Consider the following 12,078-nt stretch of genomic DNA (forward strand, 5'->3'; position numbering starts at 1 on the left):
TGCTCGCGGCACACATCCTTCACCGACTTGTCCGACTCCACCTCCTGGAGCACCCGGATGATCTTCTCCTCGCTGTAGCGACTCTTGCGCATATTGCCCTCCTCCTTTCAGCCCAGATTGCTCAAAGTCTACTGGGCCGAATTACGGGGAGCACGTCACGAGTGCCTCAGATCACTTCGCAAATCTGGTGCTGTTTTGACGCGACGACTATCGAAACTTCTCCAATAGTACTTGTGAGTACGTAGAGGATTCCGAGGCTCTTGCTGTCGTAAGGTGACGCCACCCAAACCTCTTTGCATAGTCTAGGAAGCTGCGAATCGTGTACCGGGTTGAGCTTGCCAGGATGACTTCTTTCGAGTCTCTTCCATTGTCGACATTTGTGAAGAAGACTGCCGTTCGAGAATGAGGAACTTCGCTGAGAGGATTCTCATGATGTTCTCCAATCAGCTTGACTTCTACAGCGCAATCATTGTTCTTGTCTGTTTCCTCAAGTCGTCCTAGGAGTGGCGTCAGAAGGAGGGAGTCTAGTTCCTTGCTTTTGTACTGGGACACCATGCGATCTGCTAGTTCTTCATCTGTTTCCTCGGAAAAGGTGTCGATGCCGACAATAAGTAGGTCTCCAGTTCTTGAGGGGCCATTAATGGAGCGAAAGAAGTCGCGCTCATTCGGCACGTTACCCATCGAACCACCCACCAGTACCCAAATTACTGACTCCCAGCTCTCGGCTCGAGGCATTTGCTCATCTAGCTTTAGGAAATCGTATATTTTGTACTGAGGTATTAGGCGATCTTCAAGGCTCATTTTGGAAATACGGCGTTGCAAGACTCGTGCTGAGTCTTTGAGCATGTATAAGCTTATGTCAGTAATGTAGAGGTCGAGTCGATCCGTCGCTCGAAGTAGACTTTTGGCAATGATCCAGTCCTTTTCAGGTGATCCTCCACCGCCCAGGACAATAGCGACGTTGTGTCTCCCATCGCTAATCCTCTCAAGCCAAATGTCAGACTCGCTCACCATTTCGAGGGACACCAGGCAGTCTAGATACAATCGGTAGTTCTCGGAGTCGACTAGCTTCTTCCAGGCCATGGCAGCCTCAGGGACGGTGTAGAATTGGAAATGCTGTATCTGTCCCTTGGGTATTCCTGTATGTGGTCCTTCGAAGGTAACGTTCTCGCTGAGATTGAATGTGTATTCTGGAAAGAGCTGAGCGTTATAGAGACCTTTCCCTTCGAAGTCCTCTATGAATCGTTTTCTGAGTATTCTCCGCGTCTGATTGTCAAGTTCAGATCTTGGGTCATCAATGAGTTGTCCTACAGCGATTCCGACGTCAGCCTCAGAGGGTGGAAAGTAAGATATGAACTGAGAAATTGAGCAGGTCCAGAGCTGTGGTGCGCGAACGTTCAAGCAGTGATTCTTAATAATCCAGTCCCAAAAGTCTTGGGATCTCCTCGATGTCGGTCGACTATCTCCCCACCGGCGGAAGGTGTCGTAGAATTGGTTGGTGACATCTTTCTTCTCATGCTTCTCGACCCAGTTGTCTACTACGCTGGCAACAAGTCCGGTGTCAGTGACTTCATTGTAGATTCCTCGCAAGAATGACCTTTTTGCCGGCCAGTCACGAATACCCTCTCTAATCCTATTGTTGGACGATCGTTTCATACGGCAATCCTTGATCTCGATGAGGCAGCTATACTTCGCGTCGGCGCTTAGCTGGTGAATTCGAGGGCGAAAATAGGTAGTTGGTCAGGAGGCCTACAGAGAAGCCGATGGCTGCCTCATTCAGATTTTCCGAGAGTCCGCTGATCTTCCAGAGAATGGCTGAGCTGAGGCCTAGGGCAATAGATAGTGAAACAGAGGAAGTCGAGTGTGGCCATCGGAGCACTTTAATTGCGACAACTGGTGCTAGTCCCGCAGCCATCAGAGAAACCGACGAGATCGCGATCTCAAAGACCGAGGCGTTGGATCCAAGTTGGCTGGAGAGAAAGACTGTCACTATGCCGAAGCCCATTGTTAGAGCCGAGAAGGGTACTTTGAGGCTGAGCCTTGGTCCAAGAAGTCCCCTCGCGGCTTGAGCCATTGCTACCAGCAGGCTGTTGGCGGTACTGGCAATGGCACCGAAGATGTCTCCAATGATAATTCCTGCTAAGAGCGGGGGTAGAGCAGAGACCAAGAAGATAGTCAGTCCTTTCTCCGGGTCGGGAATATCGGGCGAGACACCTCTTAGGATGACACCAAAGATCGTCATGGTGGCCCAAGTGCTTTGCACGTAGAGGATGTAGATCCATCGTGCAGCTCTGGTTTCTGCCGGGCTCTGTCCGGCTAGGTACCTGCTTGTGACTTGGGGTTGTCCGAGTCCGAAACCTAGGGAGGCCGCAGCGTAGCCAACAACCACGCCTATGGCTGTTGTGAGGCTCCCTGTTCCGAGGATACTCAGAAATCCGCTTCCGGCAGACGTAATGTTGAGTGAAAAGATGTCTGGTTTGCTAAAGGCAGCCCAGGAAACCGTAACCAGTGCGATGGCTGTACCAGCCAGTCGTGTGATTGCCTGGAATGAGTCTGCATACACAGACCCACGGAATCGCCCAATCGTGGTGTAGGCGATGATAAGAGCCGCGAAGACAAGCAGGGATATGGTATTAGAAGCGCCGAATGCTCCTTCGAGGAATTTTTGGCCAGCGACCCATTGTGCCAGAGTGTAACCTCCTAAACAGAGTAGGACCAACAATGTTGTCACAACTACTAGCGGGTGCAGGCGAGAGATTCCTAGTTGGTGGGAGATTAGATCTGAGAGTGTACTGGCTTTCGCTGCTCTGCCGAAATCATTGATTCTATGAGGGAAAGAGTGCCAGAAAAGTAGGTCGCCGACGAACCAACCCAGAGGTAGGAGTAGCCAGTAGACGCCTTGAGAGTAGCCTAGGCCTACTGCTCCTGTGACAACGAATCCGCTGTTCGCTGTTGCACCTGCACTCAGTCCGATCAACCAGCGGTTTAGGCCTTGCTCAGACAGATTGCGCTCGGCACTTTCATTGGAGTGCTTCCTTCCTAGGTATGCGGCAAGGAAGCTGCCTATGACTACTACGCAGAACCCTAGTACCGACGCGTTGTCCAACTCGGAGTTCATGACCCGTCTCCCGTTTGAAGTATACGAAATACGCTTTTACTACTGTAAACCGTCGCAGCGTTGCGGTGTTTGCGTCAAGGGAGACGATCGGCTTCGGCCGGAAAGTACGTGAAAGTCCGTGTCGGGTTTGGGAACGGACCTTCCGTTTCGAGTCACCTCTCTCCATCGCCTGGATGGTGCAGCGCATTCTAGGGTTGGCGCAGTGACCGCCTGATGGGGAAGCTTTTGGTGAGAAACGGGGGTAAGAGATGCAGATTAGCGAATCGTTCTTTTGGGGGTTTGGTGGAAGTGTCGCCGTTGAGATGGTTCGATACTCATGGTATGCAGGGCGAGGCGAGGTGCCTCGTCGCTATCGGAGTGCGTCATTCTGGGTTACGCGAATGGTTTTGGCACTCATTGCCGGCGCGATGGTATACGCATACGGTATTGAGAGCCGTATGCTCGCGATCAATATTGGTGCTTTGGCGCCAATGATTGTCTATGCCGTTCATCTAGTCGACGGCGCGGAAACATTGAGAATGCGGAGCCATTCAGTCGAGTCCATGCAGCAGGACTCATTGCACTTCCCAGCGCTGGGTTTGGTTTGGAGGTGTAGTTGCGGATCTTCTCTACTAGTACTCGTTCGAGATCAGAATCTAGAGCAAGATGAGTGCCTCCGCTCGGAGAATTTTCAAGCTCGAAGCTTCGCCGAAGCCGAGCCGAGAGGTCACCGCCGTGCTCAATCTAGGCATTTCGATGGCGGAGCTGGATTTGATACTCGCTGCCTAGTGGTCTTCTAGGCTAGGGAGGGCGGTGAGGTTGCGGGCAGGAGCTGGCGCTAGAGATGCAGGGCTGACATCTGGCCGAGATGGCTCAATGGAGGTGGCTGTAGATGGGGTTGAAGGCTCAGAAGTTGGGAGCAAGGACAGTGCTGTCGGCTCCCACGAGCCTAGGGGAACAGGCGCAGCCAGGGGGCTGCTGATGCCCAATCTGCCGCTGTCCTTCGAATTCGGCACCATGCCCGTTCCTCGGCTGCGCCGGCGGGCGATTCCGCAGGCGGCGGCGAGCTCGCGTTCGCGTTTGTGATCTATTACGACATGTCGCCTTGCCGATATGTCGTCCTCGCTAAACTTTTCCGAGAGACGGACGTACTACGGCTGCGGTAGAAGCACGGGGCTGTCCCGTGACCACCCTGTCCAGCGACAAGGAGAATGACCATGAAAACCAATTGGAGAATCGTGGGTTTCGCAGCGACCGTCTTCTGTCTGCTACTGCTCTTCTCGGCGGCTCCGAGTCTCGCCCAGTGTGGTCCCGGGGGCGCCGGATGCGAAGGATGCGCTGGTACCTGCACCGGGCTCGCTTGCGCGGTTCCCTACCAGTCCCCTCCGAGTCCGGGCGCATGCACTCCGGCGCAGCAAGCGGCGGGGGGATGGGAAATCTCCACCGTCAGCAACTGTGCGGGGAGCCTCGCGGGCGTGTGCAAATGCTATCTGCCTTCGTTCTACCAGATCACTCAGTCGAATTGCGTCCGGGTTTACTACTCGTCGCTACCCTGGGAAGAACCGACGGCGATCGCCACTTCGGCCACGTGCGCGACGTCCGAGGCCCCAATGTCGTCGGCGACGCCTGCCAAGCTCACCGAAGCGCCCGACGAGAACCAGGCAGAGGCCCTCTGAGGGACGCCGATCAGGGCAGGTCGGTTCTGCTCGAGGTGCTCGTTCTCGGCGAATCAGCGCCCGAGGGCTAGGCCCCCGCAATCACCCGCAAGATCTGCCCGCACATCCACGCCGCGTAGGTGCCCAGGGCGTAGCCGAAGACGGCCAGCAGCACGCCCACCGTCGCGAGGGCCGGGTGGAACGCCGAGGCCACCACCGGCGCCGAGGCGGCGCCGCCGACGTTGGCTTGGCTGCCGACGGCTAGGAAGAACACCGGTGCCTTGATGATCTTCGCCACCACGATCATCAGGGTGGCGTGGATCAGCATCCACAGGCCGCCGACGGCGAAGAGCTGTGGGTACTCGAGGATCGCCTTGAGGTCCATCTTCATGCCGATGGAAGCGATCAGGAAGTAGAGAAACACGGTGCCGATGCGCGAGGCGCCGGCGCCTTCGAGGTTTTTGAGCTTGGTGTTCGAGAGGATCAGCCCGGCGGTGGTGGCGAACACTACCAGCCAGAAGAAAGTGCTGGTCAAGCTGAAGCGGGCGAGGATCGGCGCGACTTCGCCGAGCCACGGGGCGATGCGTTCCGCCAGGAAGTGCGAGGCGCCAGTCACTCCGACGCCGACGGCGACGATCATCATCGTCTCGGTGGTGGTGGGAATGCGGGCGTGCTTTTTCTGGAAGGCCGAGACGCGCTCTTTCAAATCCTCGATCGCCGAGGCGTCGGCGCCGGTCTTGGCGTCGATTTCCTTCGAGCGGCCGGCGGCGATCAGCAGACAGGCCATCCAGATGTTGGCGACGATCACGTCCACCGCCACCCACACCGAAAAGATGCGGTCGCCTACGCCGAAGACCTCTTTCATCGCCGCCTGATTGGCGCCGCCACCGATCCAGCTACCGGCGACGGTGGTCATGCCGCGCCACACGGCGTCCGGGCCGTCCACTCCGAGGAGGTCCGGCGAGATCCAGGAGAAGAGCAGCAGCGCCAGCGGACCGCCGACTACGATACCGACGGTGCCGGTGAAGAACATGATCAGCGCTTTCGGTCCCAGGCGGATGATGCCGGGAATGTCGATGGACAAGGTCAGCAGCACCAGGCTCGCCGGCAGCAGGTAGCGCGAGGCGACGAAGTAGAGGTTCGAGGTCTCGCCGGAGATGATGCCCAGGGTGCTCAGCACCGACGGCAGAAAGTAGCAGGCGAGGACCGACGGGAAGAAGACGTAGAATTTCTTCCAGAACGGACTGTCGCTCGAAGAGGTCTTGAAGACGAAGGCCAGAATGACGCTCAGAATGCCGAGCACCACGGCGTCATTGGTGATCAAAGGGGTCGATTCCATCGCTACCTCCCGATAGTCCACAGCGGGGTCACCGCAGCGGAGTGGCTGATTCGAGTCGCCTGACTTCATCACGCCTCGCCGCCGGAGACAAATCCAGGCCGCGCCGGGGTCCGCAAAGGCTTCCCCTGCGGGCCTCGGCCCGGTCTCCGCAACCTGGTACCATCACCGCATCATCGAGTCGTCGGACTCACTTCGAATCAACTCTCCAAAGTAGGTTTTTCATGAATACTCCTCCTGATTTGTCATCTATGAACCCGTCCCATCTCAAACCTTCCGATCGGCGGCCACAGCGCATTGCGATCATTCCCGGCGACGGCATCGGCAAGGACGTCACGGCCGAGGCCGTCAAGGTGCTCGATGCGGTGAAAGGGCGCTGGGATCTGCCGCTCGAGCTGGTCCACCTGCCGTGGGATGCGGACCGCTATCTGGACACCGGCGAAACCCTGCCGGAAGGCGCTCTCGAAGACTTCCGGGACCACTACTCGGCCATCTTCATCGGCGCCTACGGCGACCCCCGGGTGCCGGACATGAAGCACGCGGCGGACATCCTGCTGGGCATCCGCTTCGGCCTGGATCTGTTCATCAACCTGCGGCCGATCAAGCTGTTCGACGAGCGCCTCTGCCCGCTCAAAGCCAAGGGTGTGGCGGACATCGACATGGTGGTCTTCCGGGAGAATACGGAGGGGGCCTACGTCAACGTCGGCGGCAACTTCAAGCGCGGTACCGCCGACGAAGTGGCGCTGCAAGAAGAGGTGCACACCCGCAAGGGCGTTGAGCGCATCATCCGGGCGGCCTTCGACTACGCCGTTGCGCACGGCCGGCGGGAGGTCTGCATGGCGGACAAATCGAACGTCATGCGCTACGGCCACGACCTCTGGCAGCGCGCCTTCGCCGAAGTGGCGGAGGAGTACCCCTCGATCGAGACCAGCCACTACTTCGTTGACGCCTTGACCATGCAGATGATCCGCAAGCCGGAGTCCTTCGACGTGATCGTCACCAACAACATGTTCGGGGACATCATCACCGACCTTGGAGCGGCCCTCCAGGGCGGCCTGGGTGTCGCCGCTTCGGCCAACCTCCACCCGGGCCAGACCTCGATGTTCGAACCGGTCCACGGATCCGCGCCCAAATACGCCGGCACCGACCGCGCCAACCCCTTCGGCGCCGTCCTCTCGGCGGCCCTGATGCTCGACTCGATCGGTCACGGCGAGGCCGCCCAGGCGATGGAGAACGCTGTCAAAGAGATGATCGCCAGCGGCCGCACCACGGCGGACCTCGGCGGGTCGATGGGGACGAAAGCGGTGGGGGATGCGCTGGCCGAGGCGCTGGCGGTGGGGGAGGCGGTTCTGGGCTGAGGAGAACGGGTAGCTGGAATCGCAACGAAAAAGGCCGTCGGGTAGCTACCCGACGGCCTTTGAACGTTTGGTGGATTCCTTGCGACCTCAGTCGAGGTCGAAGCGATCCAGGTTCATCACCTTGCCCCAGGCCGCCACGAACTCTTGGACGAAGATCTCCTTCGCGTCGTCCGAGGCGTAGACCTCGGCCAGGGCGCGAAGCTGGGAGTTTGAGCCGAAGACGAGATCGACCCGCGTGCCGGTCCATCGGACGGCGCCGGTGTGGCGATCGCGGCCTTCGAACACGCCCTCGTCGGTCGCGGACGGCGCCCACTGGGTGTTCATGTCCAGCAGGTGGATGAAGAAGTCGTTGGTCAGCGTCTCGGGCCGGTCGGTGAAGACCCCGTGGCCGTCCGGCTCGGTATTGGCATTCAAAACTCGCATGCCGCCGACCAGCACCGTCATCTCCGGAGCGCTCAAGGTCAGCATCTGGGCTCGGTCGACCAGCAGTTCCTCGGCCGGCCGAGTATTGCCGTTGCCGAGGTAGTTGCGGAAGCCGTCCGCCGTCGGTTCGAGGTAGGAGAAGGATTCGGCGTCGGTCTCTTCCGCTGAGGCGTCGGTACGACCCGGTGAGAAAGGCACCGCTACATCGTGTCCGGCATTCTTCGCCGCCTGCTCGACGGCGGCACAGCCGCCCAGCACAATCAGGTCGGCGAGGGAGACTCGCGTGCCGCCGGTCTGCGAGTTGTTGAATTCGCTTTGTATTTTTGCCAGGGCGGACAAGGCATCCAGCAGTTCTTTCGGGTCGTTGACCTCCCAATCCTTCTGCGGGGCCAAGCGGATGCGGCCGCCGTTGGCGCCGCCGCGCAGGTCGGTACCGCGGAAGGTGGCCGCCGACGCCCAGGCGGTCAACACCAGACGCGAGATGGAGAGACCCGAGTCGAGGATCTTCGCCTTCAGGGTGGCGATGTCGTGGTCGTCGATCGACTCATGGTCCACCGCGGGGATGGGGTCCTGCCAGAGCTGCTGTTCCTGCGGCACCCAGGGGCCGAGGTAGCGGGAAACGGGACCCATGTCGCGGTGGGTCAGCTTGAACCAGGCCTTGGCGTAGGCGTCGGCGAATTCGTCCGGATTCTCGTGGAAACGGCGCGAGATCGGCTCGTAGATCGGGTCGAAGCGCAGGGCGAGGTCGGTCGTGAGCATCATCGGCGCGTGGGTCTTCGACGGATCGTGGGCGTCCGGCACGGTGCCCTGGGCCTCCGGATTCTTCGGCGTCCACTGGTGGGCGCCGGAGGGGCTCTTGGTCAACTCCCACTCAAAGTTAAACAGGTTGTCGAAGAAGCCGTGGTCCCACTTCGCCGGCTGGCTGGTCCAGGCGCCCTCCAGGCCGCTGGTGATGGTGTCGGCGCCCTTGCCGGTGCCGTGGCTGTTCTTCCAGCCAAGGCCCTGCTCCGCTAGATCCGCGCCTTCCGGTTCGCGGCCGACGTGAGCGTCCGCATCGGCGGCGCCGTGCACCTTGCCGAAAGTGTGACCGCCGGCGATCAGGGCAACCGTCTCCTCGTCGTTCATCGCCATACGGCCAAAGGTCTCCCGGATGTCCCGGGCGGCGGCCACCGGGTCCGGCTTGCCGTTCGGTCCCTCGGGGTTGACGTAAATCAGGCCCATCTGCACCGCGCCGAGGGGCTTCTGCAGGTCGCGGTCGCCACTGTAGCGCTGGTCTCCGAGCCACTCCGTTTCGGGTCCCCAGTCGATGTCCTCTTCCGGTCCCCAGACGTCTTCGCGACCGCCGGCGAAGCCAAACATCTTCAAGCCCATCGACTCATGGGCGCAGTTGCCGGTGAGGATCATCAGGTCGGCCCAGGAGAGCTTGCGGCCGTACTTCTGTTTGATCGGCCACAGCAGGCGACGGGCCTTGTCGAGGTTGGCGTTGTCCGGCCAGCTATTGAGGGGTGCGAAGCGAAGGGTGCCGGAGCCCGCGCCGCCGCGGCCGTCGCCGAGGCGGTAGGTGCCGGCAGCGTGCCAGGCCATCCGGATGAAGAGCGGCCCGTAGTGACCGTAGTCCGCCGGCCACCAGTCCTGCGAATCGGTCATCACCGCCATAACGTCCGCTTTGACGGCGTCCAGGTCGAGGGTCTTGAACTCCGCGGCGTAGTCGAAATCGTCGCTCGTCGGACAGCACTGAGGCGGGTTCTGATGCAGCACGTTCAGATTCAACAGCTTCGGCCACCAGCGCTGGTTGGCGGCGGTGCCGCGCGCCTGCGCACCGTGTGTCACGGGACACTTCATCTCGGACTCGTTGCCTTCAAATACATCAGGATCGGTCATGTCACTCCTCGTCTGGGATCGGTGGAAACGGTGAAAGATCGCGGTGCGGGCTCGCTTGGCTCAGGTGCTTGTAGACGCCTCTCGGCAAGCTGGACAGTAGCCCCAGAAGATGATCTCGGCCTCATCGATCTCGAAGCCGTGGTCGTCCTTCGCGACGAGACAAGGCGCCGATCCCACGGCACAGTCGATATCGAAGGTCTTGCGGCAACCTCGGCAGATCAAGTGGTGGTGGTTGTCGTCCACCCGGTCCTCATAGCGAGCCGCGGATCCCGCCGGCTGAATCCGGCGGATCAGATTCTTTTCGACCAGCACGTTGAGGGTGTCGTACACCGACTGGCGGGAAATCGCACCGATGACCTCTCGCACGTCGCAGATCAGCTCATCAACGGTTGCGTGGGGGTGCGACGAAACGGCTCGCAGGACGGCGATCCGCTGCGCGGTGACCTGCAGGCCGTTGGCGCGGAGAAGGTGGTCGGAAGGGTTTGTCATACCCCTCATGAGATCATGAACTCTGTACTGAGTCAAAAATTTGTAGATGACCAGACAGGCCGTGAGCTGATTCGAGCTTCCCGAGTGATCCTAGCCGGGCGGCGGTTATGCTCGGCGGACCACGACGAGCGACGACAAGATCGACCGTTCCGCCGCCTACTGGGACTCCCACAACCTGCGGCCGGAGGAGGACATCCGCTATTGGCTGGCGGTGATGGCGGTCCGCCGGGAGGTCAATCGCCAGCTCACCGGCGATCCCGACCAACTGTTTATCGCTCGATTCCTTGAACGACTCTCCGCTCCCGCGGAGAGAGCGCTGTCGGTGGGCTGTGGCACCGGCGAGCTGGAGCGCGGCGTGGCGAATCTCGGAGCGGCTCGGCAGGTGGAGGGCGTCGACGTTAGCGCGGCCTCCTTGGCGGAGGCTCGCCGCCAGGCCGAGGTAGAGGGGTTGGCCGATCGAGTGACCTACCACCAGGCCAGCGCCGGCGACTGGCTCGGTCGGTGCGCGCCTGGCTCCTACGGCCTGATCTTCTTTCACGGCAGCCTGCACCACATCGAGGACCTGGAAGTCGTGCTCGCTGGTGCGGCGCGGGCGCTTGCCGGAGCGTCGCCGGGCCTGCTCTATGTGGATGAGTACGTGGGACCGTCGAGAGATGAGTGGCGAGACGAGCACTTGGCGGCTGCGCGCCGCCTCTTCGAGAGGATCCCAAAACGCTTGCGCCGGACCCCGGCGGTCTGGCCGCCGATCGCGATGGAAGATCCCACCGAGATGGTTCGCTCCTCGGAAATCCCCGAACTGCTCCGTGAGCGGTTCGAAGTCCTCGAAGAACACCCTTACGGCGGGCCGGCGCTGCTGCCGCTGGTTTCGGCGATTCGTGGCAGCGCCCTCGAGCATCCTGAAGTCGCTCCGGTACTACGCGAAGCGCTCACGGCTGATCCTGCTCTTTCTTTCTACTCGATCTTCGTAGCGCGGCCCCGAGCAATGAAAAAGCCGACAGGGCCATAGCCTCCTACGGTACGTCCTGCTCATCCACCGCCATCATCGCGCCCAAACCGCGGATGCGGCGCTGTACTTTGCGGCCGTCTTTTTCGTAGATGATGTAGGTGATGTCGTCGTCGCCGTGGACTTTGGCGAGGATGGTGTATTTGCGCAGCTCGACGGGGGTTTCGATGGACTCGTCGATAGTCCATTCGGACGGGTCGAGGATCTTGGGGGTGCGGGGGGCCGCGGGCTCGGCGTCATCTGGGTCTGGACGAACCGCCTGGGCGGAAACGTTGGCCGGGGTGTCGTCGGTTTCGGGAGCTTGGGGCTCTGTGTCGTTGCCGCTGGTGCCGCAGGCGGCGAGCAGGAAGCAGATCGCGAGTAGGATCAGGAACCTCATCTTGGCATCTCCACTTGTTGCTGTCGGAGCAGTCCGGCCGGCGCGCGGCGGAAGAATTCACGTTAGAAACTGACAGATGCTAGCAGGTTGCCGAGGAGGCCTTCGGTCGGCCGGCGATGCTCCGGTCATCGGACTTCAGAGACTCGGAGGAACCTCAAGGCCGGAAAGGAACGCGAAGAGGCTTGGCTCTCGAAGATTCTCGCCGCACCGGATCGGCAGACTTCGCCCAAGAGAGGCATCTACATGTGGTAGTGTCCGCAGCCGGAGCCCCAACATGTGGGGCTCTCGAGCGTCGGCGGCCTGACAGGGCCGCACGCGTCCGCGACGGGGGAAGCCGGTGGAATTCCGGCGCTGTCCCGCAACGGTGAAAGCCCGAGTACCCGAGGCGCTCGTTCGACCGCTGGCCCCCGCGGTAGGGGCAAGGTGGACGTGCCCGGAGCGAATCCCCGCACCCTCC

Annotated in this window: 8 protein-coding genes and 1 riboswitch; of the genes, 2 read left to right on the top strand and 6 right to left on the bottom strand. The window is 60.5% G+C overall.

What is annotated here, in order from left to right; translation table 11 throughout:
• Positions 1 to 207: 207 nt before the first annotated feature.
• From AAF481_11270 to AAF481_11280, 3 genes are all read right to left on the bottom strand, one after another.
• Positions 208 to 1,656, bottom strand: coding sequence for an L-histidine N(alpha)-methyltransferase (locus AAF481_11270; GenBank protein ID MEM7481745.1), 1,449 nt, complete (start codon positions 1,654 to 1,656; stop codon positions 208 to 210).
• A 28-nt stretch (positions 1,657 to 1,684) separates the two neighbouring features.
• A complete protein-coding gene (locus AAF481_11275) occupies positions 1,685 to 3,118 on the bottom strand; it encodes a hypothetical protein (protein ID MEM7481746.1) in 1,434 nt (477 codons plus the stop codon).
• Between the two features lie 1,722 nt (positions 3,119 to 4,840).
• On the bottom strand, positions 4,841 to 6,091 hold the full coding sequence (locus AAF481_11280; protein ID MEM7481747.1) for a DUF819 family protein: 1,251 nt from the start codon (positions 6,089 to 6,091) through the stop codon (positions 4,841 to 4,843).
• A 248-nt stretch (positions 6,092 to 6,339) separates the two neighbouring features.
• Here AAF481_11280 and AAF481_11285 point away from each other — a divergent pair, with 248 nt between their 5' ends.
• Positions 6,340 to 7,446, top strand: a complete 1,107-nt coding sequence (locus AAF481_11285) for a 3-isopropylmalate dehydrogenase (GenBank protein ID MEM7481748.1) — start codon at positions 6,340 to 6,342, stop codon at positions 7,444 to 7,446.
• An 87-nt stretch (positions 7,447 to 7,533) separates the two neighbouring features.
• Here AAF481_11285 and katG read toward each other — a convergent pair whose 3' ends face one another.
• Complete coding sequence (gene katG, locus AAF481_11290) at positions 7,534 to 9,711, bottom strand: catalase/peroxidase HPI (GenBank protein ID MEM7481749.1); 2,178 nt, start codon at positions 9,709 to 9,711, stop codon at positions 7,534 to 7,536.
• A 99-nt stretch (positions 9,712 to 9,810) separates the two neighbouring features.
• Positions 9,811 to 10,239 carry a Fur family transcriptional regulator gene (locus AAF481_11295; GenBank protein ID MEM7481750.1) on the bottom strand — a complete coding sequence of 143 codons (429 nt, stop codon included), beginning with the start codon at positions 10,237 to 10,239 and terminating at the stop codon, positions 9,811 to 9,813.
• Positions 10,240 to 10,453: 214 nt separating this feature from the next.
• Here AAF481_11295 and AAF481_11300 point away from each other — a divergent pair, with 214 nt between their 5' ends.
• On the top strand, positions 10,454 to 11,245 hold the full coding sequence (locus tag AAF481_11300) for a class I SAM-dependent methyltransferase (GenBank protein MEM7481751.1): 792 nt from the start codon (positions 10,454 to 10,456) through the stop codon (positions 11,243 to 11,245).
• 4 nt (positions 11,246 to 11,249) lie between these two features.
• Here the strand turns inward: AAF481_11300 and AAF481_11305 are convergent, their stop codons facing one another.
• On the bottom strand, positions 11,250 to 11,621 hold the full coding sequence (locus AAF481_11305) for a hypothetical protein (protein ID MEM7481752.1): 372 nt from the start codon (positions 11,619 to 11,621) through the stop codon (positions 11,250 to 11,252).
• Between the two features lie 327 nt (positions 11,622 to 11,948).
• Positions 11,949 to 12,003, top strand: a riboswitch (cobalamin riboswitch).
• The last annotated feature ends 75 nt before the right edge of the window (positions 12,004 to 12,078 follow it).

Source organism: Acidobacteriota bacterium, assembly GCA_039030395.1.
Lineage (GTDB): Bacteria > Acidobacteriota > Thermoanaerobaculia > Multivoradales > JBCCEF01 > JBCCEF01.

Excerpts from the sequence above, each read along its gene's own strand:
- AAF481_11295 (MEM7481750.1), bottom strand. The coding sequence starts at position 10,239 with ATGACAAACCCTTCCGACCACCTTCTCCGCGCCAACGGCCTGCAGGTC.
- AAF481_11285 (MEM7481748.1), top strand. The coding sequence starts at position 6,340 with ATGAACCCGTCCCATCTCAAACCTTCCGATCGGCGGCCACAGCGCATT.
- AAF481_11300 (MEM7481751.1), top strand. The coding sequence starts at position 10,454 with ATGGCGGTCCGCCGGGAGGTCAATCGCCAGCTCACCGGCGATCCCGAC.
- AAF481_11270 (MEM7481745.1), bottom strand. The coding sequence starts at position 1,656 with ATGAAACGATCGTCCAACAATAGGATTAGAGAGGGTATTCGTGACTGG.
- AAF481_11275 (MEM7481746.1), bottom strand. The coding sequence starts at position 3,118 with ATGAACTCCGAGTTGGACAACGCGTCGGTACTAGGGTTCTGCGTAGTA.
- katG (MEM7481749.1), bottom strand. The coding sequence starts at position 9,711 with ATGAAGTGTCCCGTGACACACGGTGCGCAGGCGCGCGGCACCGCCGCC.
- AAF481_11305 (MEM7481752.1), bottom strand. The coding sequence starts at position 11,621 with ATGAGGTTCCTGATCCTACTCGCGATCTGCTTCCTGCTCGCCGCCTGC.
- AAF481_11280 (MEM7481747.1), bottom strand. The coding sequence starts at position 6,091 with ATGGAATCGACCCCTTTGATCACCAATGACGCCGTGGTGCTCGGCATT.